The organism is Microbacterium sp. X-17 (assembly GCF_039615055.1).
Genome location: NZ_JBDHNI010000001.1, coordinates 42,207 through 65,896 on the forward strand (window position 1 = coordinate 42,207; position 23,690 = coordinate 65,896).

Consider the following 23,690-nt stretch of genomic DNA (forward strand, 5'->3'; position numbering starts at 1 on the left):
GAATCACATGGAACGCCAACTGAAGCCGTGGCCCGCCCTCTGGGCGCTCGTCATCGGGTTCTTCATGATCCTGATCGACACCACCATCGTGTCGGTCGCCAACCCGTCGATCATGAAGGGCCTCAACCTCGGTACGGACTACAACGCGGTCATCTGGGTCACCAGCGCCTACCTGCTCGCGTACGCCGTCCCGCTGCTGATCACCGGCCGCCTCGGCGACCGCTTCGGCCCCAAGAACATGTACCTGATCGGCCTCGTCATCTTCACCCTGGCCTCGGCCTGGTGCGGATTCTCCGGCGTCATGGCCGGCGGCGGCATCGGGATGCTGATCACCGCCCGCGTCGTCCAGGGCCTCGGCGCCTCGCTGATGACCCCGCAGACGATGGCGGTCATCACGCGCATCTTCCCGCCCGACCGCCGAGGTGCCGCGATGGGCCTCTGGGGCGCCGTCGCCGGCGTCGCCACGCTGATCGGCCCGCTGCTCGGCGGCGTGCTGGTCGACTGGCTCGGCTGGGAGTGGATCTTCTTCATCAACGTCCCGGTCGGCATCGTGGCGTTCATCCTCGCGATGCGGCTCGTCCCGAAGCTCCCGACGCACACGCACGCGTTCGACATCCTGGGCGTCGTGCTCTCCGCGGTGGGCATGTTCCTGCTGGTGTTCGGCATTCAGGAGGGCGGCACCTACAACTGGGGTGTCATCGGGGACGGCCCGTTCTCGGTGTGGGGCCTGATCATCGCGGGCATCGTCGTGCTGATCGCGTTCGTCGTCTGGCAGGCGCTCAACAAGAAGGAGCCGCTGCTGCCGCTCCCGCTGTTCCGCGACCGCAACTTCTCGCTCTCGAACGGCGCGATCACGACGGTCGGCTTCGCGGTCACCTGTATGGCGCTCCCGCTGGTGTTCTACTTCCAGACCGTGCGCGGCCTCACCCCGACCCAGTCGGCGCTGATGCTCGCCCCGACCGCCGTGTTCTCCGGCGTGCTCGCGCCGGTGATGGGCCGGCTGATCGACAGGATCAACCCGAAGTTCATCGCGACGCCCGGGCTGGTGCTGTTCTCGCTGTCGCTGTTCCTCTACTCGCGGATGCTGACCCCGGATGTGAGCATCTGGTGGCTGCTCATCCCGAGCGCGCTGATGGGCATCGCGATGTCGGGCGTCTGGGGACCGATCTCGGCCGTCACCACCCGCAACCTCCCGATGAACCAGGCGGGAGCCGGCTCCGGCGTGTTCAACACCACGCGCCAGATCGGCGCCGTCCTCGGAAGCGCGTCCATCTCCGCGCTCATCACCGGCCGCCTCGCGGCCGACCTGCCGAAGGCCCCGAGCGGCGCGGCGCCGACCGCGACCACCGGGACGGAGCTGCCGAGCTTCCTGCACGCCGGGTTCACCCAGGCGATGTCGGAGGCGCTGCTGCTGCCTGCGGCGGTGGCGTTCCTGGGAGCGCTCATCGTCGTGTGGTGGGCGAAGCCCAAGCCGCCGGCGTGGGGGCCGGGGGCGGCTGCCGCCCAGGGTGCCGCTGGTGAGGCCGGTGCAGCGGCGCCGGCCGGTGCCGGTGCGGACGCTGGGGAGCCTGTCACTGTCGGTGCGGTCGCCGCGGAGGGTGTCGCCGCCAGTGAGGGTGCCGGTGCGGTCGCCGCGGAGCCCGCGGGTGCCCACGCGATCATCGGGGAGCCTGCCGGGGTCACGGAGCCCGCTGCGCCCGCGCACGGCGCGCACGCAGCCTCCGGCCCGGTGGACGCCGCGCGGCACGGCGCGCACGCCGCCGAACCGGCCGCCGACGCGCGCCGCGACGGCGACGAGCACCACGGCATCCACGCTGCCCCCGCAACCGACTAGCCCGGCCCACGCAAACAACGGAGGACTCCCCGGCCAATCCGGCCGGGGAGTCCTCTCGTTAACTGTTCGAGGGCGCGTGCCCCCCCCAATCTCCTCCGCTGCCAACACCCCCGCGACCGACCAGCCGAGGCCGCCCCACCACGCGAACAACGGAGGACTCCCCGACCGATCCAGCCAGGAAGTCCTCCGTTCACTGCCGCTGCGGGGTGTGTCGCCAGCAATCTCCTCCGCTGCCTACGCCCCCGCGGCCGACTAGCCGCGGCCGCGCCACCACGTAAAAAACGGAGGACTCCCCGACCGATCCGGCCAGGAAGTCCTCCGTTCGCTGCCTCAGCGCGGCGCGCCGCCCACAATCTCCTCCGCCGCCTACGCCTCTGCGACCACCCGCACCACATTCGCCCACGGATCATCGAACGACACCGATCGGCCGTCGTCGCGCGTCGGGACCGCGTAGTGACGCATCCGCTCGGTGAGCGCGCCCACGTCGTCTGAGCCGGGGAGCCGCAGCTCCACCTCCCCGAGCCCCAGCGCCAGGCGCCGCACGCCCGCGCCACGGCTGTTCCACGTGTTCATCGCCATGTGGTGGTGGTACCCGCCCGCGGATACGAACAGCGCCGACGAGCCGAGGGAGGCCGTGGCCTCGAACCCGAGCCGGTCGACGTAAAACGCTCGGGCCGAGGCGACGTCCCCAACCGACAGGTGCACGTGACCGACCACGGCGTCGCCGAAGCGCGGATCGGCGGCCGCGTCCGTCGCATCCAGCATCGGCAGCTCGGCCAGCGCAGCGCCGCGTTCGCTGAGGTGCTCGCGGAGGAACGCGTTCGGGTCGAGGTAGAGCGTGTCCATCTCCACCTGCCCGTGCGTCCAGCTCCACAGGCTCCGGTCGCGGTCCCAGTACAGCTCGACGCCGTTCCCCTCCGGGTCGGTGAAGTAGAAGGCCTGCGAGACCAGGTGGTCGGCGCTGCCGGTAAAGGTGCCGGGGGCGCGGTGCGCGACCGAGTACACCGCGGCCGCGAGGGCCTCCTGGCTGTCGAACACGATCGCGGTGTGGAAGAGTCCGGCCTCACCGGGGGAGGCGTGCTTCAGCTCGGGCGCGTGCTCCAGAATCACCGAGGGTGTCGCGCCCCGGCCGAGGATGACGCGGCCTCCCTCCGCTGCCAGCACGGAGAGCGTGACGGCGTCGCGGTAGTAGGCGGTCATCGCGTCGAGGTCGGCGACTCGGAGGGTCACCGCACCCATCGCGGAGTCGGCGGGAAGCAGTTCTGGCATGCGTAATGCAACGCGCGAGAGGCCGCGGGTATTTCAGGTCTCGATCGCGCCGCCCGTCTCGGCCAGGTAGCGGCGGAGGGTGAGCGACGGGTCTGCGGCCTGGAGCTCGCGGTAGCGGGCGAAGTCGAGCTGGGCGCGCAGCGACGTCCCGGCCCGCATCCGCTCGGACTGCGCACCCTCCACCGTCTGGATGTGCCGGGCCTCCGCGAAGAGCTCATCCCGCGGGTCGGCGCCGACCACGAGGACGCCGTCGTCGTCGGCGACGATCCAGTCGCCCGGCGTGACGGCGACCCCGTCGAGCATGGCGCTGCGCATCGCGGCGCCGGCGGGCGGCACCCGGCGCGGGCCGAACGGGTTCGCGCCCAGGCTGAACAGCGGCAGGCCGATCTCCCGCAGTTGCGCGGTGTCGCGGTGGAGGCCCCAGATCACGGCACCGCTGAGGCCGGCCTCCCGCGCCTCCAGCAGCATCAGGTCGCCGACGCAGGCCTCGTCGCGCCGGCCGCCGTTGTCGACGACGAGGACCGCGCCGGGAGGGGCGTCGTCGATCGTCTCCAGGAGCACGTCCACGCTTCCGAGGTGCGTGACAGGTGCGGCGGGGCCGTGGAAGGGCCGGCCCGGGAGCAGCGGGAGGAGCGCGACGGGGGCCGCGGCGACGGGGATTCCGAGGCGCACCGCGGCGTCGGCGACGGCGGCGGTGGGGAGCGGGTGAGCGTCGGTGCCGGTGGTTTCCATGTCGCGACGCTACCGCCGCGCTCATGCGCGTGGGGGAATGCCTTTCTCCTCCACAGCCCCGCCTCCCTGGCGAGTTCCCCACGGATCCAGGTCGGGTCTTCTCCGACGCGACCCGCTGCCCAAGGATGGTTCCGGGAGGTGCGATGAGACGGATGGCGCGGCTGGCCCGCCGGTACTGGGTCGTGACGCTGACGCTGGGCATCGGGTTGATCGGCGTCATCCTGGCGCTCGCAGGCGCCGGCTGGCTGGTGCAGTGGCTGTTCAGCGTCTACGCGCTCGCCGTCGCCGTGTGGCAGGCGGCGGGGATGGTCCGGGCGATGGCGCACGGCCGGTTCGGTCTCGACATCCTGGCCATCACGGCGATCGTCGCCACGGTGCTGGTGGGCGAGTTCGTGGCCGCGCTGATCGTCGTGCTCATGCTGACCGGCGGCGACGCGCTCGAGGACTACGCCAACCGCCGGGCGAAACGCGAGCTCGACGCCCTCCTCACGCGCGCCCCGCAGCTGGCGCATCTCGTGGTCGACGGCGGCTATCAGGAGGTCCCGGTCGACCGGGTGGAGGTGGGCGACGCGCTGCTCGTCCGGCCGTCCGAGATCGTCCCGGTCGACGGCATCCTGCTCTCGGCCCGCGCCGCGTTCGACCAGGCGTCGATCACCGGGGAGAGCATCCCGGTCGAGAAGACGACGGGCGACGAGGTGCTGAGCGGGTCGGTGAACGGGCAGGAGGCCGTCGAGCTGCGGGCGACCTCCACCGCCGCATCCTCGCAGTACCAGCAGATCGTCGCGCTGGTCGCCCAGGCTGCGGAGAGCAAGGCGCCCGTGGTCCGGCTCGCCGACCGCTACGCGGTGCCGTTCACCGTGTTCTCGCTGGCGCTCGGCGCGATCGCCTGGTGGCTGAGCGGCGACCCGGTGCGATTCGCCGAGGTGCTCGTGCTGGCGACGCCGTGTCCGCTGCTCATCGCGGCCCCGGTCGCGTTCATCGGCGGGATGAGCCGAGGCGCGCGCAACAGCATCATCGTGAAGTCCGGCGGCGTGCTGGAGCAGCTCGCGCGGGCGCGCACCGCTGTGTTCGACAAGACGGGCACGCTCACCTATGGCGCCCCGGCCCTCAGCGACGTGCGCCCGAAGCCGCCGTTCGACGCGGACGAGCTCCTGACCGCCGTGGCCAGCGCCGAGCAGTACTCGTCCCATGTGCTCGCGGCGTCGTTCATCAAGGCCGCCCGGGAACGCGGGCTGGAGCTGCGCGAGGCCGCCTCCGCGCAGGAGGCCGCGACCAACGGCGTCGTGGCCGATATCGACGGCAGGGAGGTCGTGGTCGGTAAGTTCGCGTTCGTCGCCGCGCATGCGCCCGACGCGGTGCGCACCCCGATCGCGCCGGGCGAGCTGGCGGTCTACGTCGCGATCGGCGGCCGGTTCGCGGGCGCGCTGCTCGCGAGCGACCGGCTCCGGTCCAACGCGGCGGCCACGCTCCGCGAGCTGTCAGCGCTCGGTGTCACGAACACGATGATGCCCACCGGCGACGCCCGCGAGACCGCCGAGCACATCGCGGGGGAACTCGGCATCACGCGCGTCCGCGCGGAGTGCCTGCCGGCCGACAAGGTCGCCGAGGTCGCGGGCGTCGCCGAGCGGCCCGTGGTCATGGTCGGCGACGGTGTCAACGACGCCCCTGTGCTCGCCGCGGCGGACGTCGGGATCGCGATGGGCGCCAAAGGCGCGACCGCGGCGAGCGAGTCGGCCGACGCGGTGATCCTCGTGGACGACATCCACGGCGTCGCCCGCGCCGTGCGGATCGGCACGGACACCGTCCGCATCGCCCTCCAGAGCATCTGGCTCGGGATCGCGGTGTCGGTCGTGCTGATGCTGATCGCGGCGTTCGGCTTCATCCCGGCGACGGCGGGGGCGCTCATCCAGGAGCTGGTCGACGTGGCGACCATCCTCGCCGCGCTGAGGGCAATTGGGGGACGGCTCGACGCGCGCGAGGTAGTGGCGGAGCCGCGGGCCGGGCCGCGGGTGGCGGAGAGTGGGGCGCGGAGGTCGGAATAGCGCGAGGCCCGCGCCCTACCTCCCGGTCAGCCGCTCCAGCAGCTCCCGATACCGCGCGGCCGTGCGCTCCACCACCTCGGCGGGGAGCTCGGGCGGGGTGCCCTGCTTGTCCCAGTTGGCGGCGAGCCAGTCGCGGACGATCTGCTTGTCGAAGCTCGCCATCCGCTCGGACGGGTTCGTGGCGGTGGCGAACACACGCGCGTCCCAGTAGCGGCTGGAGTCGCTGGTGAGCACCTCGTCCGCGAGCGTGATCTCCCCGGTGGCGCGGTCGGCGCCGAACTCGAACTTCGTGTCCGCGATGATGACGCCGTGCTCCTCGGCGATGGCCGCGCCGCGCGCATACACGTCCAGCGACAGCCGGCGGAGCTCCTCCGCGACCTCCGGACCGACCAGCTCGACCGTGCGCTCGAAGCTGATGTTCTCGTCGTGTGCGCCGAGCGGGGCCTTCCACGCCGGAGTGTAGATCGGCTCCGGCAGCCGGTCGCCGTCCGTGAGCCCGGCCGGGAGCGGGACCCCGCAGACGCTCTGCGTCGTCTGGTACTCGGCCCAGCCGCTGCCGGTCAGGTATCCCCGGACGACGCACTCGATCGGGAACATGTCGAGCGGCTTCACGAGCATCGCACGTCCCGCGACCTCGGCCGGGATCCGCTCGACGACGCGGTCGCCCTCCAGCGCGTGATCCGGGATGAGGTGGTTCGGGACGCTGCCCAGGCGGTCGAACCACCACAGGCTCAGCGTGGTGAGCAGCTCACCCTTGCCCGGGATGCCGGGTTCGAGAACGTGGTCGAACGCGCTCACCCGGTCGGAGGCCACCACGAGGACGGCGGCCGTGTCGTCCAGCCCCTCCGCCCCCTCGGGGACGTAGAGGTCGCGGACCTTCCCGGAGTAGACGTGCTTCCAGCCTGCCAGTTCGCTCACCCGTCCATCGTAGGGGTCGCGCCCGCGTCAGATCGTGCGACCGCCGTCGACCGCGAGCACGTCGCCCGTCACATACGACGCCGCAGGCGACGCCAACCACGCGACGGCCGCGGCGACCTCCTCGGGCGTCCCCATCCGGCCCACCGGCACGTACCCGCCGATCCGCTCGCGCGTCGCGTCGTCCAGCCGGAGGTTGCCGCCGGACATGATCGGGCCCGGCGCGACCGCGTTCACCCGGATGCCAGACCGCGCCTCGTCCAGCGCCGTCGTCAGGGTCAGGCCGATCACCGCGTGCTTCGCCGCCGCGTACGCCGACATCCCGGGGGCGCCGCGCGTCCCGGCCGTGGAGGTGATGTTCACGATGGCGCGCGGCCCGTCGGACGCCCGCAACGCCCGCACCTCGGCACGCATCGCGACGGCCACCGTGCGGAAGTTCACCGCGACGAGCTGGTCGAACACGTCCGCGGGCATGTCCGCGAGCGGGGTGGGCATGTGGCCGCGGCCGACGTTGTTCACGGCGACCGCGAACCCCTCGCCGAGCGCTGCAGCCGAGGCGATGGCGGCCTCCACCGCCTCGTCGTCGGTGGCGTCGAGCGGGAAGGTCTCCGGGCATCCGACGCCGGACGCGACGAGCTCGTCCTGGAGGGTGCGCAGTGCGTCGGCGTCCCGTGCGGCAGGGGCGATGAGGAGGCCGTCCGCGCCGAGCGCCCGGCAGATCGCGTTGCCGATCGCCCCGTTCGCGCCGAGGACGAACGCGACGCGAGGCGTTTGAATGTCGCGAGGCGTCCGGCTCCCGCCGAGTGCCTCGCTCACGGCCGCACCTCCTCGCGCGTCCCCGCCCGATCCCCCACCTCGCGCCGGTCCAGCGGCAGCAGGAACCCCGCCGCGATCAGCCACGCGATCCCCGCGAAACGCCCGATCGGGATCAGGAACTGCAACGGTTCCACAGCGAGGGACAGGAACGAGAGCTCCGCGAGCGCCGCCACCACCAGCCCCGCCCACGCCAGCCAGCGCGGCAACAGCCCGAGGATGACACCGGGTACTGCCATCCCGGCGATCAGCAGGCCGAGGCCGACGACGTAGCCGACGCCCCCGGTGACGAATGCCAGGAACGAGAACGTGAGCGCCAGGCGCGGGTCCGACGTCAGCTCGGGGCGGCTCAGCAGGTAGGTGCCGAACGCCGACACCATCAGCAGGATCGACGCGATGAGGCCGCCCGTGAAGCCGATCGCCGGGCCCGGGACGCGCACCCCCAGACGCTGGAGGCGGACGAACGCGGTGGCGGCGTAGATGCCGAGGGGCACGGCGGAGCCGAACTGCAGCATCGCGGCGACGCGGATGGCTGCCCAATCGGCGTGGGCGTGCGCAGCGACCGCGTCCGCGCCGGCGAACGGCGAGAGGAACGCTCCCGCGCCGGACAGCGCGAACCCGACGATCAGCGCGAGCAGGAACAGTCCGGCGTGGACGACCGCGAGGATGCCCAGGGGCGGGCCGTCCGGTCGGCGACGACGGGGAGTCGGCTGGATATCGTTCATAATTGAAATGATTACACTGTGTAATCGTTACGCGCAAGCGCTATTCTGGATTCTGTGACGTCCCTCCCCCAGCGCGCCCGCCGCGGCGCCCCGCCGCGCACGGCGTTCCTGCTCGCCCAGCTCGGGGCCGACGCCGCAGACCGTTTCGCCGAGCGCGTCGCTGCTCTGGACCTGACGCCGCGGGAGGCGGGCGCGATCCGGGTGCTCGGGCGACGTCAGGGACTCAGTCAGCGCGAACTCGCCGAGCAGCTCGGGACGGTCCCGAGCCGGCTTGTCGCGCTGGTGGACGAGCTCGAGGCGAAGGGGTTCGTCGTCCGCGAGCGCAGCGAGGGCGACCGCCGCAACAACGTGCTCACCCTCGCGCCCGACGGTGAGCGGATGCTCGCGCGGCTGCGGGAGGTCGCCGAGGCCCACCAGGGCGACGTGCTGTCCCCGCTGGACGACGACGAGCAGGTCGCCCTCGCGGCGCTCCTCGCGAAGCTCGCCGCCGCCTCCACCGTCCCGCTCGACGGGCACCCCGGCTTCCGCCGCTAACCCGGCCACCCACTGAGCCGAGGGGCACGTAAACGCCCCTAAAACGGCGTCTTAGGGGCGTTTACGTGCCCCTCGACGGGGCGGGTGCCGCGCGTCAGGCCAGGAGCTTCGCTTTCGCGGCGGCGAACTCCTCGTCCGACAGGATCCCCTGCGAGTGCAGGGTGGCGAGCTGCTGGATCTTCGCCATCATGTCGTCGGCCGGAGGCGCCGGCGCCGCGGCCTGCTGCTGTGCCGCGGCCTGCTGTGCCGCCTGCTGCATCTGCGCCTGCTGCTGCTCCTGCTCGTACGCCTGCTGCTCGTACTTGTCCTGCTGGCGCTGCGCCTGCCGCCGCTGCACGTTGCCCGACACGGCGGTCGCCGTCCCGGCCACGACGGCCGTGCGGGCCGCCATCCCGATCAGTCCCGGGCGTCCCATTCGTCCCAAAGGCATGTCCCCACTCCTCAGCTCTCGACCGTCTCGACATCGGCGTCGGACTCCGCGTAGTCCTCGAACTCCCCGGCCACGACCGCGTTGACGACCGGCGCCGGGATGCGCTCGCTGTGGACCACCAGACCGCCCGCCTGGAAGAACTTGCTGGCGAGGTCCTTCGCCCAGAGGTGCTCGATGACCAGGATCGCGCCGGTCGTGCCCGGCTCGATGAGCTCGGCGATCGAGTCCACGTCCTCGGCCCCCGCGAGGCCGCCGGCGTCCAGTGTGATGTCGGCCATGCCGATCTCGTCGCCGATCTCCTCCAGCTCCACGATCTCGATCCCGCCGTCGGCGTGACGCATCACGAACAGGAGGTCGAGCAGGCGGACCGTGCCGCTCTCCACCAGGTCGAGGATGGCCTGGACCACCCCGGGCGACGGTCTGTCGTTGTCGAACTGGGCGACGATGAACTCCGCCGGACCGTACTCGAATTCAGCCATCTCACGCCTCCGTCAGCGGGCCGGTCCCGCTTTCACGGCAGACGATACACAGGCGTACTCAGCCCGGCAATGACCGATTTCCGGCCGCGGGGAGGCGTGAGATGTGCACGGTCACATCCCTAGACTGGGACCCTGCGGACACGGCCGTCGACGTCGAGAAGGGACCCTGGTGGAGAAGAACTGGGCAGGAAACCACGAGTACCGGGCGCAGCGGATCGCGCGCCCGACCAGCGTGGAGGAGCTCCGCGAGCTCGTCACCGGCGCGACCTCGGTGCGGGCCCTCGGCAGTCGGCACTCGTTCAACGACCTCGCGGACACCGACGGCCTCCTGGTCAGCACGGCCGGCCTCCCGGCGGACATCCGCATCGACGCGGATTCGCGCACAGTGACCGTGGGCGGAGGCGTGCGCTACGGCGACCTCGCCCGCGAGCTCCAGGCGGCCGGCTGGGCGCTGCACAACCTCGCGTCGCTGCCGCACATCTCCGTCGCCGGCGCGATCGCGACGGCGACGCACGGCTCGGGCGACCGCAACGGGAACCTGTCGTCCGCGGTCGCCGCGCTGCGCATCCTCACCGGTTCGGGCGAGCTCGTGGACTTCGCGCGCGGCGACGCCGGCTTCGAGGGCGCGGCGGTCTCGCTCGGCGCCCTCGGGGTGGTGACGGAGGTCGTGCTCGACATCCGGCCGACCTTCGACGCCCGTCAGCGGCTGTTCGGCGGCGTCCCGTGGGAGGCCGTGACTTCGCGACTCGATGAGCTCACGTCCGCGGCGTACAGCGTCTCCCTCTTCACGACCTGGGACGAGGAGGCCGTCTCGCTCGCGTGGCTGAAGGAGCTGGACGGCGCGGAGACGACGATCGGCGACGACTTCTTCGGCGCGCCTGCGCTCACGGAGGCGCGGCACATGATCGCGGCGATGGACGTCCGCAGCACGACCGAGCAGCTCGGCGTGGTCGGCCCGTGGAGCGAGCGCCTCGCGCACTTCCGGTTCGAGTTCACGCCCTCCAACGGCGAGGAGATCCAGTCCGAGTACCTGGTGCCACGTGCGCGGGCGGTGGAGGCCATCCAGGCGGTGCGTGAGCTCGCCCCGGTGATCGCGCCGCTGCTGCAGATCAGCGAGATCCGTACGGTCGCCGCTGACGAGCTGTGGCTCTCGAGCGCCTACGGCACGGACGTGGTCGGCCTGCACTTCACGTGGTTCCGCGACCAGGCCGGCGTGGAGGCGGTGCTCCCGGCGCTGGAGGCCGCGCTGCTGCCGCTCGGCGCGCGCCCGCACTGGGGCAAGCTCTACCTCGACGTCGACGGCGTCGTCCCCGCGCTCTACCCGCGCCTCGACGACTTCCGCGCGCTGGCCGCCTCCCTCGACCCCCAGTCCCGCTTCACCAACCCCTTCCTCACCCGCCTGCTCGCGTAGCCGCGTGCCGCGAGGCGGCGCAAAGTGCGCCCGAAACGCGCGAGACGGCGCAGATTCAGCCGTCTCGCGTGATCGGGGCTCGCGGGCGCTCAGGAGTGCGCGACGCGGGCGGCGATGTCGGTGCGGTACTGCGCGCCGGGCAGGTGGATGCGCGCGACCGCGTCGTACGCGCGCTCGCGCGCCTCGTCGAACGTGGTGCCGCGCGCGACGACCGAGAGCACACGGCCTCCGGTTGCGAGCAGCGCGCCGGTCGCGTCATCCACCGCGGTCGCGGCGTGCGCGATCGTGACCTCCGGGACCTGCGCCGCCTCGTCCAGCCCGGTGATCGGCCGCCCGGTCTGAGGCGCCTCCGGATATCCCTCGCTTGCGAGCACCACGGTCACCGCGGTGTCGAGCGCGAACTCGGGTCGCGGCATCCCGGACAGCTCGCCCGTCGCCGCCGCGTACAGCAGCGACGACAGCGGCGTCACCAGCCGCGGCAGCACGACCTGCGTCTCCGGGTCGCCGAACCGCGCGTTGAACTCGATCACGCGGATGCCCTTCGACGTCACGATCAGCCCGCAGTACAGGAGGCCGATGAACGGCGTCTGCTCGGCCGCGAGCTGCCGGACGGTCGGGAGGGCGATCGTGTCGATGACCTCGTCCACGAAGTTCTCGGGCAGCCAGGGGAGCGGCGAGTAGGCGCCCATCCCGCCGGTGTTCGGGCCCGCGTCGCCGTCGAGGAGGCGCTTGTAGTCCTGCGCCGGGGACAGCGGGAGGACGGTGTGGCCGTCGCTGACCAGGAACAGCGACACCTCCTCGCCGTCGAGGAACTCCTCGATCAGCACGCCGCCCTGGCCGAGGTAGTGGCGGGCGTGCTCGACGGCCGCGGCGCGGTCGGAGGTGACGATGACGCCCTTGCCCGCGGCCAGTCCGTCGGCCTTCACGACGTAGGGCGCGCCGAACTCGTCCAGTGCGCGCTCGGCCTCGGCGAGGGTGCTCGCCCGGGCCGCGCGGCCGGTCGGGACGCCGGCCTCCTCCATGATCCGCTTGGCGAAGGTCTTGGAGCCCTCCAGCTGCGCAGCGGCGCGGCCGGGGCCGAACACCGGGATGCCGCGCGTACGCAGCGGGTCGGCGACGCCGGCGACCAGGGGCGCCTCCGGGCCGATCACGACGAGCTCGATGCCGTTCTCGATCGCGTACTCGGCGACCGCCGCGCCGTCCAGCGGGTCGAGGCCGGTCTCGACGGGGACGTCGGCGGCGATTCCGGCGTTGCCGGGGGCCGCGACGATCGCGTGCCCGGCCTCCTCGGCCAGGAGCGCAGTGATGATGGCGTGCTCGCGGGCACCGGAACCGAGGACCAGAATCTTCACGCGACCCATGCTAGAGGGCGCGTCGGCCGCCGTCCGACCCTGGTGCGAGGATGGAGGCATGGCCAGAGCGAAGATCAGCGACGAGGTCGGCGGCGCGGCGGTCCGCGGCGCGCTGGCGGAGGGCGCCGACCGGAACACGACCGCGACGGCCGTGCGCTACCTCCTCCAGCTCCTGGCCGAGCGGGCGCCGGGCAACACCGTGGAGGTGCGGGTTCCGCCGTTCGGCGCCGTGCAGTGCATCCCCGGCCCGCGCCACACCCGCGGCACCCCGCCGAACGTGATCGAGACCGACGCCGCGACCTGGCTGGCCCTGGCCTCCGGGAGCCTCACCTGGGATGCCGGCATCGCGTCCGGCTCCGTGCACGCGTCCGGCCAGCGGGCGAGCCTGGAGGGCCTCCTCCCGCTCCGCTACTGACCACGCTCGTGACCGCGCCAGCAGTGGGCATCCGCTCAGTTACGGTGCGAGACAATGGAGGCATGAGCTCGAATCCGGAGGAGTCCGCCGTGCCCGAAGAGGCGCACGCCGCCGACGCCGCCGATCCCGGGCAGCCCGCCGATGCGCGCGCCCCCGACCCGGAGGTCGACGCCACCGTCACCGAGGCCGAGGTGCGCGTCCACCGCTCGCCGCGGTACTTCCGCTTCATGCTCACCGGCGCCGTCGTCTTCGGTGTCATCGCGCTCATCCTCACCTTCGCGTTCCCCGCGAACCCCACCTACGACCGCGGCCAGGTCTTCGGCTTCCTGCTGGCGATCTGCGCGACGATCGGCGTCGCCGTCGGCGCGCTGGTCGCCCTCCTGATCGACCGCGCGGTCACCCGCCGGGCACGCACCGTCCAGGCGGATAGAATCGACGTGCGCCTTCCCGACGCCGGCGCCGAGCTCGACACCGAGCGCGGCGCGGAGCCGGGTCCACGATCGGACGACTCACGGGAGAACGACTCCCGCCCGTCCGTCGACAGCTGAACATCCCGACACCCTGACGAAAGGGGCCCGCTGTGGCCGGAGGCGACGGTCGCCTGAGTCATGATCTTCTGCCCGGTGAGAAGGGCCCGCAGGACGCCTGCGGCGTCTTCGGGGTGTGGGCGCCCGGCGAGGAGGTCGCCAAGCTCAGCTACTTCGGCCTCTACGCCCTGCAGCACCGCGGGCAGGAGTCCGCGGGCATCGCGACGAGCGACGGCAGCAAGATCCTCATCTACAAGGACATGGGTCTCGTCTCCCAGGTCTTCAACGAGAACGCGCTCAACTCGCTGACCGGCCACATCGCCGTCGGCCACACGCGTTACTCCACCACCGGCGCCTCCAGCTGGCAGAACGCGCAGCCGACGCTCGGCCGCACCTCCAGCGGCACCGTCGCGCTCGGCCACAACGGCAACCTGACCAACACCGCCGAGCTCATGCAGCTCGTGCACGACCGCTACCCGGAGCTCGACGGCGAGCTGTCCCGCGGCAACACGACCGACACCGCTGTGGTCACCGCGCTGCTCACCGGCGACCTCGACCACACGCTGGAGGCCACGGCCCTGGAGGTCCTGCCCCGGCTGCGCGGCGCGTTCTGCCTGGTCTTCATGGACGAGCACACCCTGTACGCGGCGCGCGACCCGCAGGGCGTCCGCCCGCTGGTGCTCGGCCGCCTGGAGCGCGGCTGGGTGGTCGCCTCCGAGACCGCGGCGCTCGACATCGTCGGCGCGAGCTTCGTGCGCGAGGTGGAGCCCGGCGAGCTGATCGCGATCGACGAGAACGGCCTGCGCACGCAGCGGTTCGCCGCCGAGAAGCGCGCCGGCTGCGTCTTCGAGTACGTCTACCTGGCCCGCCCGGACACCACCATCGCGGGCCGCGGCGTCTACGAGGCCCGCGTCGAGATGGGCCGCCAGCTCGCCCGCGAGCACGAGGTGGAGGCCGACCTGGTCATCCCGACGCCCGAGTCCGGCACCCCGGCGGCGATCGGCTACGCGCAGGCATCCGGCATCCCGTTCGGCCAGGGCCTGGTCAAGAACTCCTACGTCGGCCGCACCTTCATCCAGCCGTCGCAGACCATCCGCCAGCGCGGCATCAAGCTCAAGCTGAACCCGCTCAAGGAGGTCATCAAGGGCAAGCGCCTCGTGGTGGTCGACGACTCGATCGTGCGCGGCAACACCCAGCGCGCGCTCGTCTCGATGCTGCGGGAGGCCGGCGCCGCCGAGGTGCACGTGCGGATCTCCAGCCCGCCCATCACCTGGCCGTGCTTCTACGGCATCGACTTCGCCTCCCGCGCGGAGCTGATCGCGACCGGCCTCGGCGTGGACGAGGTCCGCCAGTCCATCGGCGCGGACTCCCTCGGCTACCTGTCGGAGGACGGCATGATCGCCGCCACCGAGCAGCCGCGCGAGCGCCTCTGCACCGCGTGCTTCACCGGCGTGTACCCGATCGAGCTGCCGGACGCGCACCACCTGGGCAAGAACCTCCTGGAGCGTCCGGAGGAGCGCGCGGCCACGGTCGCGGACACCGACGACGGCGCGGACGCGACGAGCGACGGCTGCGAGCCGGGACCGGACTCGGAGTACGAGCGCCTGATCGCGTTCGGCGACCCGGGGCGCCAGGAATAGGCGCGCCGACACAAATTTATGATGTAACGTTTCCTGGGTGACTCCAGCTCCACCCCGCCGCACCGCCGCGTTCGTCGCCGCAGCCCTGGTCGCCCTCGGAACCGCCGGCTGCTCGGCTCCGGCGGGGACGAGCGCGCCGAGCCCCTCCCTCACCTCGTGGTCGTACAGCGGGGCGGACGGCCCGGCGCACTGGTCTGGAGTCGCTCCCGCCTGCGCCGACTGGGCCGGTGCCCGGCAGTCGCCTGTCGACATCGTGACCGGCGAGCTGAAGCGCGACGACTCGGCCGCGCCGGTCCGGGTGGACTACGGTTCGACCCCCTTCGCGGTCGAGGACAACGGTCACGCGATCGAGGCTGTTCCCCAGGACGCGGAGGCGGGCTCCATCGAACTCGGCGGCAGGATCTATCGGCTGCAGCAGTTCCATTTCCACGCCGCGAGCGAGCACACCGTGGACGGGGTGCAGGCCGACGCGGAGCTGCACCTGGTGCACCGGGCGGCCGGCGGGGAGGTCGCGGTGCTCGGCGTCCTCCTGACGGAGGGGGAAGGCAACCCGGCGCTCGGTGCGCTGGTCGACAGCTCCGACGCTGCGCACACGGCCCCCGCCGTCATCGACCCGGCCGCGCTCCTCCCGGCCTCCGGCGCGAGCGCCCGCTACACCGGCTCGCTGACCACCCCGCCGTGCACCGAGGGGGTCAGCTGGAACGTCTTCCTCACGCCCACCACCCTGTCGCGTGCCCAGCTCGACGCATTGACCGGCGCCCACCCCGCGAACCACCGGCCGGTCCAGCCGCTGCACGGTCGCACGGTGACCGCGGTCCGCGCGGGGTAGGGGCCCCGGATACGATGGAGCGGTGACAGAGTCCACCGCATCCTCGTCCTCCTCCTACGCCGCCGCCGGCGTCGACACCGCCGCCGGCGACCGCGCCGTCGAGCTGATGAAGGCCGCGGTCGCGCGCACGCAGGGCCCGCAGGTGCTGGGCGGGGTCGGCGGCTTTGCGGGCATGTTCGACGTGTCGGCGCTGAAGGCCTTCCGCCGCCCGCTGCTCGCGACCTCCACCGACGGCGTCGGCACCAAGGTCGCGATCGCGCAGGCACTCGACAAGCACGACACCATCGGCCAGGACCTGGTCGGGATGGTCGTGGACGACATCGTCGTGGTGGGCGCGCGTCCCCTGTTCATGACCGACTACATCGCGTGCGGCAAGGTCGTGCCCGAGCGGATCGCGGCGATCGTCGCCGGGATCGCCCGCGCCTGCGAGGAGACCGGCACCGCGCTGGTCGGCGGCGAGACCGCCGAGCACCCCGGGCTGCTCGGGCCGGACGATTACGACGTCGCCGGCGCGGCGGTCGGCGCGGTGGAGGCCGACGAGCTGCTCGGCGCCGAGCGCGTCCGCGACGGCGACGTCGTGCTCGCGCTGGCGTCCTCCGGCATCCACTCGAACGGCTTCTCGCTCGTCCGGCACATCCTCGCGCAGCGCGGCATCGCCTTCACGGACCGGCTGGACGAGTTCGGCGGCACCGTGGGCGAGGCGCTCCTGGAGCCGACGCGCCTCTACACGTCGCCGCTGCTGCGCGTGCTGGAGACCTCGACCTTCGCGGGCGCCGTCCATTCGCTCAGCCACGTCACCGGCGGCGGCATCGCCGCGAACCTGGCCCGCGTCCTCCCGGTCGGCTCGTGGGTGGAGGTCGACCGCTCGACGTGGTCGCCGAGCCCGGTGTTCCGCGTTCTGAGCGACCTGGCCGGCAGCAGTCTGGAGTCGTCGGAGGGCACCTGGAACCTCGGCATCGGGATGTTCGCCGTCGTGGCCGAGGAGGCCGCCGACGCGATCGCGGCCGCGATCACCGCGGACGGTATCCCGACCTGGCGGGCCGGCGTGGTCTCCACGGCCGCGCGCGACCTGGCCGGCTTCGAGCAGGGTGCCAAGGGCGTCGACGGCGGCGCCGTCCGCCTGGTCGGCGCCTACGCGGCCTGACCGCGCAGCTAACGGAGGACTTCCCTCACGATCCCGCGCTGATCTCCTCCACTGACTGCTATCTGGCACCATCGCGGGCCTGATCTCCTCCGTTCGCAGCGCCGCACGACGTGACCCGTTCGTGGAGGCGCGGGGGGTCGCGGCGTCCCGCTAGAGTGGCCGCTGTGACCCCCCATGCCAGCCTCCGCTTGGCGTGTGCGCTGGGGGCCGCGCTCGTCGCCGTGGCGCTCGCGGGGGCGCCGGCGTTCGCGACACCGACACCGACGCCGACCCCCTCGCCGACTTCGACGGCCCCGACCGCCCCCGACGCGCTCACCCCGCTCGTCGACTGCGTGCAGGATGCCCCGCTCGGCGCCGTGACCTCGCGCACCGTGGTCCTCGGTTACCGGTCGTCGGCCTCCACCCCGGTCACCCTGACCCCCGGCTCCGGCGGCGACGACCTCTCGCCGGGCGCCGCCGACCGCGGGCAGCCTTCCTCCTTCCTGCCGGGCGAGCACCACGGCGCGTGGCTGCTGACAGTGGATGCCGCAGCCGAGCCGTCCCTGACCTGGACCCTGGGCGGCCGCTCGGTCGCCATCGACGCCTCCGCCCCGGCCTGCACCGACGCCACCGCGATCGTGCTCAGCGCACCGGCGACGACCTCCGGCACCGTCGCCGTGTCCGCGACCGTCACACGCTTCCTGCTCGGGCCGCCGGAGGCGGGAACCGTCGCCTTCGCGGTCGACGGAGCGGCCTCCATCACGGTGCCCGTCGGCGCGGGCGGCGTCGCGCGCGCCGACCTGGCCGCCCCGGCCGGCCCGCACACGATCACCGCGACCTTCACTCCCGCGGGCGGGTCCACCCTCCGCCCCGCGACGGCCACCGCGCCCGTCACCGTCACCCCGGCGTCCGGCGCGCTCGCGATCGCCGCCGACAGCGTCGTCACCGGCAGCACGTCCGTCACCGTCCACGTCACCCGCACGGGCGCCGCACCGGTCACCGTGGACTTCGCGACGGTCGACGGCACCGCGCATGCCGGACCCGACTACGTCGCCACGTCCGGTACCCTCGCGCTCGCCGCCGGCCAGGCGACCGCGACCACGACGGTTCGCCTGCCGGCTCGCACGCCCGGCTCCCCAGCCTCCGTCTTCTTCGTGGTCCTGCAGCATGCGACCGCGGACGTCAGCGGCGCCGTCGCGATGGTGTCGCTTCCGGCGGTTCCGGCCGCGGCCCCGGCGTCCGTCGTCGCGGGAGGCACGGGAGGCGGCGGTACGGCCAGCGCGGCCTCCGCGCTCCCGCAGGGTGACCCGACCGCGCACACGCCGCTCGCGAGCGCTCCCGTCGGCCAGGACCTCCTGCTCCTCCTCGGCGCCGGCCTGATCGCGGTCGGCGGCATCGCGGGCGTCATCGGCCTCTTCCGGTCGGTGCGCCCCCGCGACGGGCTGGTCTGACGCGGGCCATGACAAACGTCACCCCGAATCCCTGACGCGCCCCCTGCGCGGCCCCGCCTCCGGCCCGGCACTCTGAGACGGTGAACACCTCACCAGCAATCCGCCTCAGCGGCCTCCGCAAGACCTTCGGGTCGCTCACCGCCGTCGACGGGGTCGACCTCACCGTGAAGGCCGGGGAGGTCATCGCCCTCCTCGGCCCCAACGGCGCAGGCAAGTCCACCACCATCGACCTCGCGCTCGGTCTGGCGCGCCCGACCGCCGGCACCGCCGAGCTGTTCGGCGGCGACCCGCGCGCGGCGATCCGGGAGGGGAGGGTCGGCGCGATGCTGCAGGGCGGCGCGCTGCTCCCCACCCTCACCGTCGCGGAGTCCGTTGCGCTCGTCGCGTCGGCGCACCGGCATCCGCTCAGCGTCGCCGAAGCCCTCGAACGCGCCCGCTGCACCGAGATCGCGAAACAGCGCGTCTCCAAGCTGTCCGGCGGCCAGATGCAGCGCGCGCGGTTCGCCGTCGCCGTCGTCTCGAACCCGGACCTGCTGTTCCTGGACGAGCCCACCGCGGCGATGGATGTGGAGGCCCGGCGCACCTTCTGGCTCTCGATGCGGGAGTTCACCGACCAGGGCCGCACCGTCGTCTTCGCGACGCACTACCTCGACGAGGCCGACGCCTACGCCGACCGGATCGTCATGCTCGCCCGCGGCCGCGTGGTCGCCGACGGCACTCCCGCCGAGGTGAAGGCCGTCGTGTCCGGCCGCCGGATCGCCGCCACCGCCGGCTTCGCCTGGACCCCGGAGGTCGCCGCCGCGCTCGGCGCCCTCCCCGGCGTCCGCTCGGTCGACCAGCGCAACGGCCGCCTCTCGATCGTCAGCGACGACTCCGACGCCACCCTCCGCGCCCTCCTCGCCGCGCACGACGACCTGCACGACATCGAGGTCACCGCGCACACGATGGACGACGCGTTCCTCGCCCTCACCGAGTCGCGGGACGACGCCTCCGCGCCCGCACAACCTCTCTCCGAAGGAGCCCTCCGATGAGCATCGCCTACCTGGGCCGCGAGTCCCTGCGCCAGCTCAAGAACATGCGCGCCATGATCTTCACCCTCGCCGTCCCGCTCGTCATGCTGCTGGCCTTCGGCGGCACGTTCGGCGGGCGCGGCCAGGTGGACGCCGTCACCCACCTCCCGTGGATCGTCGTCACGACCATCCAGGTCTCCGCGTACGGCGGGATGATGGCCGCCCTGTCGCAGGCATTCAACATCGTCACCGAGCGCTCGCTCGGCTGGAACCGCCAGCTCCGGGTCACGCCGCTCACCGGAACCGGCTACCTGATCTCCAAGCTGGTGGCGGCCCTGGCGCTCGCGCTGCTCAGCATCGTGGTCATCGTCGGGGTGTCGATCGCGCTCTATCACCCGGTCCTCCCCGCGATGAGCTGGATGCTCGCCTGCCTGGCGATCTGGGCCGGCGTCGTCCCGTTCGCCCTGCTCGGCATCCTGATCGGCCAGTTCGCCAAGCCGGAGTTCGCGCAGCCGCTGTTCATGGCCGTGTTCATGGGGATGGCCGTGCTGGGCGGCCTGTGGATCCCGCTGCAGATCTTCCCCGCCTGGGTCGCGAACGTCGCACAGGCCGTCCCGTCGTACTGGCTCAACCGGGTCGGGCAGCTCGGCGCGCTGCAGAGCGGAGACGCCCTCACGCCCGCGCTCGTGCTGACCGCGTGGACGCTCGCCCTCGGCGCGCTGATCGTGTGGCGCTACCGGCGCGACGCGGCGCGCGGCTGAGCCGGGCCGCCGGCTGGCTAGGGTTGGGGACGTGTTCAGCAGCGAGGTCGAGGAGTACCGGCCCACCGGGGTGTGGGCGCGGCTGACGCACCGCTCCGCGTTCCGCTGGTACCCGGGCGCGGTGATCGGCCTGCTCTACCAGATCTCCGTGATCGCGGGCCTGTGGACGTCGTCCGGCGCCCTGAGCACCAAGGTCGTCGCGACCGCGCTGCTCGCGGTGGTCTATGTGGGCTTCCTCGCCCTCCCGCCCATCCTGTGGTGGGAGAGCGAGCGCACGCGGCTGATCGGCGTGCTGGCGTACTTCGCGCTCACGCTGACCCTCCTCCCGTTCATCGGCGTCGACACGCTCTGGACCTGGGTCTACGTCGCGTGCGTCGCCGGGATGTCGATCGCGCGCACCTGGGTCGCGAACACGATCATCGGCTCCCTCGGGGCTGTGCAGGTGATCGTGTTCCTGCTCACCGGCACCTTCGCGGAGGCCTGGTTCATCGCACTCATCACGGTCTCGATCGGCATCATGATGAGCGCGTTCGCCCGCCAGATCGACACCCTCCGCCGGCTGCGGAATGCGCAGGGCGAGATAGCCCGGCTCGCGGTGGTGGAGGAGCGCGCCCGGTTCTCGCGCGACATGCACGACGTCCTCGGCCACTCGCTGACGGTGGTGACGGTGAAGTCGGAGCTCGCTCGCCGGCTGATCCCCGTCGACCCGCGTCGCGCGGAGGACGAGCTCGCCGACATCGAGCGCCTCACCCGCTCGGCCCTCGCCGACCTGCGCGCGGCCGTCGCCGGCTACCGCGAGATGAGCCTGTCCACGGAGCTCGCCGCTGCCCAGGCGGGACTGGCGGCCGCCGACATCCAGGCGCACCTGCCGCGCAACGGCGAGGAGGTCGCGCCCGAGCTGCGCGAGCTGTTCGGCTGGGTGCTGCGGGAGGGCGTGACGAACGTGATCCGGCACTCCGGCTCCCGCAACTGCTGGGTGACGGTGGAGCCGGACGTCCTGCGGATCGAGGACGACGGCCGCGGGCCCGCCCCGTTCGCGGAGCGGCGCGAGCTCGTGCGCGGGTCCGGGATCGCGGGGCTGACCGACCGGGCGCGGGAGTTCGGGGCCGCGGTGACGGTGGAGGCCGGCCCGCGCGGCGGGACCCTGCTGACGGTGAGGAGGACCGCGTGACCATCCGCCTGCTGCTCGCCGACGACCAGGCCCTCGTCCGCGGTGCGCTCGCCGCCCTCCTCGACCTCGAAAGCGACCTGGAGGTCGTCGCGCAGGTCGGCCGCGGCGACGAGGTGCTCGACGCCGCGCGCACCTCCGCCGCCGACGTCGCATTGCTCGATGTGGAGATGCCCGGGCTCGACGGCATCCAGGTCGCCGCGCAGCTCGCGCGTGACCAGCCGTCGTGCCGCTCGCTGATCGTGACGACGTTCGGCCGCCCCGGCTACCTGCGGCGGGCGATGGAGGCCGGCGCCGCGGGGTTCATCGTGAAGGACACCCCCTCCGGCCAGCTCGCCGACGCCGTCCGCCGCGTCGCGTCCGGGCTGCGCGTCGTCGACCCGGCGCTGGCCGCCGAGTCGCTGGCGTCAGGAGCCTCCCCGCTGACGGTGCGGGAGGCCGAGGTGCTCGCGGTGGCCGGCCAGGGCGGCACGATCACCGACATCGCGCGCCGTCTCCACCTCAGCGACGGGACGGTGCGCAACCACCTCTCGAGCGCGATTGGCAAGACGGGCGCGCGCAACCGCTCCGAAGCGGTCGCGATCGCGACGCGGCAGGGCTGGCTCTGAGCGCGCGATCCTTCGGTCGAAGGATCGTCAGCCGGTCACGCCGCCCGGTCGGGTGATCGCGGGGATGACCTGGTCGCGGTCAGGCGCGCTTGGGCGTCTCGGACTCGCTGTCCTCGTACTCGTCCTCGTCGGCGTCGTCGTACCCTGAGGTATCGTCGTCGCCATCCGGGTCGTAGTCGGCCCACGCGTCGTACTGGCGCTCGTCGTCGTGGTGGGAATGTCCGGTGAGCTCACGCTCGAGCGCGTCGTAGTTGACGTTCGGGCTGAACGACTTCAACTGACGAGCGATCTTGGTGTGCTTTGCCTTTTGACGGCCGCGCCCCATGCGTGACCCCCTTTTGGTCCTGCCCGGGGAATGGCACCCGGGGATCCAACAGAAATAGTGAAAACTAGCGTCGAGTTTAGCATGGTGACCCTCGTGGACCCCGAGTTCCCGCACAGCGTCGGATGATGGAATGAGCGCGTGATCAGTGGCATGACCGACACCCAGGTGGTGATCGTCGGCGCCGGGCAGGCCGGGCTGGCGGTCGCCTACTACCTGCGCCGGTTCGAGCTGGTCCCCGGACAGGATTTCGTGATCCTCGATCGCGGCCCGGGCACCGGCGGGGCCTGGCAGCACCGGTGGGACGCGCTGCGTCTCGGCAGCGCCCACCACGTGAACGATCTCCCAGGGATGGCGGAGCTGGGTCTCAGCTTCGAGACCGCCGACCGCGCCCTCCCGGCCAAGGACATCGTCGCAGGCTACTACCGCCGCTACGAGGAGCACTACGGCCTGGAGGTGCAGCGGCCGGTGACGGTCTCGCGCGTCTACGACCGGGGCGCGGACCTGGTCGTCGCGCACGACCGCGGCGAGACGCGCACCCGGGTCGTCGTGAACGCGTCCGGCACCTGGGGTGCGCCGTTCATCCCGTGGTATCCGGGGATGAACGACTTCGCAGGCCGCCACCTGCACACGTCGTCGTACGTGTCGGCGGAGGAGCTCGCCGGGCAGTCGGTCGTCGTGGTCGGCGGCGGCACGAGCGCGATCGGCTTCCTGCTGGAGCTGGAGGGTGTCGCCGAGAGCCTGACCTGGGCGACCCGCCGGCCTGTGGACTTCCGCAACGAGTCGGAGCTGACGATCGAGGGCGGCGTGGCCGCGGTCTCCGCCCAGGACGCGGCGGCCCGTGCCGGCCTGGCGCTGCCCAGCATCGTCAGCGGAACGGGCGTCCCGCGCACGCGCCGCGTCGCCGCCGGGATCGACCGCGGGCTGTTGGTGGAGCGGGAGATGTTCTCCCGCATCGAGCCGGACCGCGTCGTCTGGGCGGACGGCTCGACGTCGAAGGCGGACACGATCATCTGGGCGACCGGCTTCCGCCCGGAGCTCAGGCACCTCGCGCCGCTGAAGCTGCGCGAGAAGGCCGGCGGCCTCACGGTGGCGTCCGGCGCCTCGTGGCAGGACTCGCGCATCTTCCTGGCGGGGTACGGCCCGCAGGCGAGCACGATCGGTGCGAACCGCGCCGGCCGCGTGATCGCCCGCCAGATCATGGCGCAGATCTAGCGCCTCCCGCCGCCGCACCAACGAAGGGCACGTCGTTGTCACTTTTGCGGGCGAAAAGTGACAACAACGTGCCCTTCGGGGGCTT

Annotated in this window: 23 protein-coding genes and 1 pseudogene; 15 read left to right on the forward strand and 9 right to left on the reverse strand. The window is 72.6% G+C overall.

Going from position 1 to position 23,690, the window contains the following annotated elements:
• Window positions 1–7 precede the first annotated feature (7 nt).
• A pseudogene (locus tag ABCS02_RS00215) lies at window positions 8–1,474 on the forward strand (DHA2 family efflux MFS transporter permease subunit); the annotation flags it as partial.
• Window positions 1,475–2,200: 726 nt separating this feature from the next.
• On the opposite strand, the gene ABCS02_RS00220 reads toward ABCS02_RS00215, so the two are convergent.
• Together ABCS02_RS00220 and ABCS02_RS00225 are read right to left on the reverse strand one after the other, a co-directional pair.
• The gene (locus tag ABCS02_RS00220; RefSeq protein ID WP_345833598.1) at window positions 2,201–3,103 is read right to left on the reverse strand and encodes a VOC family protein; all 903 of its coding nucleotides are present in this window, start codon (window positions 3,101–3,103) and stop codon (window positions 2,201–2,203) included.
• A 33-nt stretch (window positions 3,104–3,136) separates the two neighbouring features.
• Window positions 3,137–3,835: an RraA family protein gene (locus ABCS02_RS00225; RefSeq protein ID WP_345833599.1), complete on the reverse strand. Its 699-nt coding sequence runs from the start codon at window positions 3,833–3,835 to the stop codon at window positions 3,137–3,139.
• 143 nt (window positions 3,836–3,978) lie between these two features.
• Between ABCS02_RS00225 and ABCS02_RS00230 the strand changes: the two genes are divergently transcribed.
• The gene (locus ABCS02_RS00230; protein ID WP_345833600.1) at window positions 3,979–5,877 is read left to right on the forward strand and encodes a heavy metal translocating P-type ATPase; all 1,899 of its coding nucleotides are present in this window, start codon (window positions 3,979–3,981) and stop codon (window positions 5,875–5,877) included.
• A 15-nt stretch (window positions 5,878–5,892) separates the two neighbouring features.
• On the opposite strand, the gene ABCS02_RS00235 is transcribed toward ABCS02_RS00230, so the two are convergent.
• The 3 genes from ABCS02_RS00235 to ABCS02_RS00245 are packed head-to-tail and all read right to left on the reverse strand — an operon-like array spanning window position 5,893 to window position 8,330.
• On the reverse strand, window positions 5,893–6,795 hold the full coding sequence (locus ABCS02_RS00235) for a phosphoribosylaminoimidazolesuccinocarboxamide synthase (protein ID WP_345833601.1): 903 nt from the start codon (window positions 6,793–6,795) through the stop codon (window positions 5,893–5,895).
• 27 nt (window positions 6,796–6,822) lie between these two features.
• Entirely contained in the window at window positions 6,823–7,608 is a 786-nt protein-coding gene (locus tag ABCS02_RS00240; protein ID WP_345833602.1) for an SDR family NAD(P)-dependent oxidoreductase, read from the reverse strand.
• A complete protein-coding gene (locus tag ABCS02_RS00245) occupies window positions 7,605–8,330 on the reverse strand; it encodes a hypothetical protein (RefSeq protein ID WP_345833603.1) in 726 nt (241 codons plus the stop codon). Before ABCS02_RS00245 ends, ABCS02_RS00240 begins: the two co-directional genes overlap by 4 nt.
• Before the next feature lie 54 nt (window positions 8,331–8,384).
• On the opposite strand from ABCS02_RS00245, the gene ABCS02_RS00250 reads away from it, so the two are divergent.
• Entirely contained in the window at window positions 8,385–8,864 is a 480-nt protein-coding gene (locus ABCS02_RS00250) for a MarR family transcriptional regulator (protein ID WP_345833604.1), read from the forward strand.
• Window positions 8,865–8,958: 94 nt separating this feature from the next.
• On the opposite strand, the gene ABCS02_RS00255 is transcribed toward ABCS02_RS00250, so the two are convergent.
• Together ABCS02_RS00255 and ABCS02_RS00260 are read right to left on the reverse strand one after the other, a co-directional pair.
• Window positions 8,959–9,294: an SHOCT domain-containing protein gene (locus ABCS02_RS00255; protein ID WP_345833605.1), complete on the reverse strand. Its 336-nt coding sequence runs from the start codon at window positions 9,292–9,294 to the stop codon at window positions 8,959–8,961.
• An 11-nt stretch (window positions 9,295–9,305) separates the two neighbouring features.
• Window positions 9,306–9,773: a DUF6325 family protein gene (locus tag ABCS02_RS00260; RefSeq protein ID WP_345833606.1), complete on the reverse strand. Its 468-nt coding sequence runs from the start codon at window positions 9,771–9,773 to the stop codon at window positions 9,306–9,308.
• A gap of 166 nt (window positions 9,774–9,939) precedes the next feature.
• Between ABCS02_RS00260 and ABCS02_RS00265 the strand changes: the two genes are divergently transcribed.
• Window positions 9,940–11,184 carry an FAD-binding protein gene (locus ABCS02_RS00265; protein ID WP_345835151.1) on the forward strand — a complete coding sequence of 415 codons (1,245 nt, stop codon included), beginning with the start codon at window positions 9,940–9,942 and terminating at the stop codon, window positions 11,182–11,184.
• An 89-nt stretch (window positions 11,185–11,273) separates the two neighbouring features.
• Here ABCS02_RS00265 and purD read toward each other — a convergent pair whose 3' ends face one another.
• Window positions 11,274–12,536: a phosphoribosylamine--glycine ligase gene (purD, locus tag ABCS02_RS00270; protein ID WP_345833607.1), complete on the reverse strand. Its 1,263-nt coding sequence runs from the start codon at window positions 12,534–12,536 to the stop codon at window positions 11,274–11,276.
• Between the two features lie 58 nt (window positions 12,537–12,594).
• Here purD and ABCS02_RS00275 point away from each other — a divergent pair, with 58 nt between their 5' ends.
• The 10 genes from ABCS02_RS00275 (at window position 12,595) to ABCS02_RS00320 (ending at window position 22,068) form a co-directional block, all read left to right on the forward strand.
• A complete protein-coding gene (locus ABCS02_RS00275) occupies window positions 12,595–12,951 on the forward strand; it encodes a sterol carrier family protein (protein WP_345833608.1) in 357 nt (118 codons plus the stop codon).
• Between the two features lie 62 nt (window positions 12,952–13,013).
• The gene (locus tag ABCS02_RS00280; RefSeq protein ID WP_345833609.1) at window positions 13,014–13,499 is read left to right on the forward strand and encodes a hypothetical protein; all 486 of its coding nucleotides are present in this window, start codon (window positions 13,014–13,016) and stop codon (window positions 13,497–13,499) included.
• Between the two features lie 32 nt (window positions 13,500–13,531).
• The gene (gene purF, locus ABCS02_RS00285) at window positions 13,532–15,118 is read left to right on the forward strand and encodes an amidophosphoribosyltransferase (protein WP_345833610.1); all 1,587 of its coding nucleotides are present in this window, start codon (window positions 13,532–13,534) and stop codon (window positions 15,116–15,118) included.
• A gap of 37 nt (window positions 15,119–15,155) precedes the next feature.
• Window positions 15,156–15,947 (forward strand): carbonic anhydrase family protein, encoded by a 792-nt coding sequence (locus ABCS02_RS00290; RefSeq protein ID WP_345833611.1) that lies wholly within the window; start codon window positions 15,156–15,158, stop codon window positions 15,945–15,947.
• A 22-nt stretch (window positions 15,948–15,969) separates the two neighbouring features.
• Complete coding sequence (purM, locus tag ABCS02_RS00295) at window positions 15,970–17,091, forward strand: phosphoribosylformylglycinamidine cyclo-ligase (RefSeq protein ID WP_345833612.1); 1,122 nt, start codon at window positions 15,970–15,972, stop codon at window positions 17,089–17,091.
• 164 nt (window positions 17,092–17,255) lie between these two features.
• A complete protein-coding gene (locus tag ABCS02_RS00300; protein WP_345833613.1) occupies window positions 17,256–18,521 on the forward strand; it encodes a Calx-beta domain-containing protein in 1,266 nt (421 codons plus the stop codon).
• 80 nt (window positions 18,522–18,601) lie between these two features.
• Window positions 18,602–19,552, forward strand: coding sequence for an ABC transporter ATP-binding protein (locus ABCS02_RS00305; protein WP_345833614.1), 951 nt, complete (start codon window positions 18,602–18,604; stop codon window positions 19,550–19,552).
• Complete coding sequence (locus tag ABCS02_RS00310; protein WP_345833615.1) at window positions 19,549–20,292, forward strand: ABC transporter permease; 744 nt, start codon at window positions 19,549–19,551, stop codon at window positions 20,290–20,292. The genes ABCS02_RS00305 and ABCS02_RS00310 overlap by 4 nt, the downstream gene beginning before the upstream one ends.
• A 31-nt stretch (window positions 20,293–20,323) precedes the next feature.
• Window positions 20,324–21,463: a histidine kinase gene (locus ABCS02_RS00315; protein WP_345833616.1), complete on the forward strand. Its 1,140-nt coding sequence runs from the start codon at window positions 20,324–20,326 to the stop codon at window positions 21,461–21,463.
• Window positions 21,460–22,068, forward strand: coding sequence for a response regulator transcription factor (locus tag ABCS02_RS00320; RefSeq protein ID WP_345833617.1), 609 nt, complete (start codon window positions 21,460–21,462; stop codon window positions 22,066–22,068). Before ABCS02_RS00315 ends, ABCS02_RS00320 begins: the two co-directional genes overlap by 4 nt.
• Window positions 22,069–22,147: 79 nt before the next feature.
• Here ABCS02_RS00320 and ABCS02_RS00325 read toward each other — a convergent pair whose 3' ends face one another.
• Complete coding sequence (locus ABCS02_RS00325) at window positions 22,148–22,393, reverse strand: DUF3073 domain-containing protein (RefSeq protein ID WP_345833618.1); 246 nt, start codon at window positions 22,391–22,393, stop codon at window positions 22,148–22,150.
• A 150-nt stretch (window positions 22,394–22,543) separates the two neighbouring features.
• On the opposite strand from ABCS02_RS00325, the gene ABCS02_RS00330 reads away from it, so the two are divergent.
• Window positions 22,544–23,605, forward strand: a complete 1,062-nt coding sequence (locus ABCS02_RS00330; RefSeq protein ID WP_345833619.1) for an NAD(P)-binding domain-containing protein — start codon at window positions 22,544–22,546, stop codon at window positions 23,603–23,605.
• The last annotated feature ends 85 nt before the right edge of the window (window positions 23,606–23,690 follow it).

Excerpts from the sequence above, each read along its gene's own strand:
- ABCS02_RS00220 (WP_345833598.1), bottom strand. The coding sequence starts at position 3,103 with ATGCCAGAACTGCTTCCCGCCGACTCCGCGATGGGTGCGGTGACCCTC.
- ABCS02_RS00225 (WP_345833599.1), bottom strand. The coding sequence starts at position 3,835 with ATGGAAACCACCGGCACCGACGCTCACCCGCTCCCCACCGCCGCCGTC.
- ABCS02_RS00230 (WP_345833600.1), top strand. The coding sequence starts at position 3,979 with ATGAGACGGATGGCGCGGCTGGCCCGCCGGTACTGGGTCGTGACGCTG.
- ABCS02_RS00245 (WP_345833603.1), bottom strand. The coding sequence starts at position 8,330 with ATGAACGATATCCAGCCGACTCCCCGTCGTCGCCGACCGGACGGCCCG.
- ABCS02_RS00255 (WP_345833605.1), bottom strand. The coding sequence starts at position 9,294 with ATGCCTTTGGGACGAATGGGACGCCCGGGACTGATCGGGATGGCGGCC.
- ABCS02_RS00260 (WP_345833606.1), bottom strand. The coding sequence starts at position 9,773 with ATGGCTGAATTCGAGTACGGTCCGGCGGAGTTCATCGTCGCCCAGTTC.
- ABCS02_RS00275 (WP_345833608.1), top strand. The coding sequence starts at position 12,595 with ATGGCCAGAGCGAAGATCAGCGACGAGGTCGGCGGCGCGGCGGTCCGC.
- ABCS02_RS00280 (WP_345833609.1), top strand. The coding sequence starts at position 13,014 with ATGAGCTCGAATCCGGAGGAGTCCGCCGTGCCCGAAGAGGCGCACGCC.
- ABCS02_RS00310 (WP_345833615.1), top strand. The coding sequence starts at position 19,549 with ATGAGCATCGCCTACCTGGGCCGCGAGTCCCTGCGCCAGCTCAAGAAC.
- ABCS02_RS00325 (WP_345833618.1), bottom strand. The coding sequence starts at position 22,393 with ATGGGGCGCGGCCGTCAAAAGGCAAAGCACACCAAGATCGCTCGTCAG.
- ABCS02_RS00330 (WP_345833619.1), top strand. The coding sequence starts at position 22,544 with ATGACCGACACCCAGGTGGTGATCGTCGGCGCCGGGCAGGCCGGGCTG.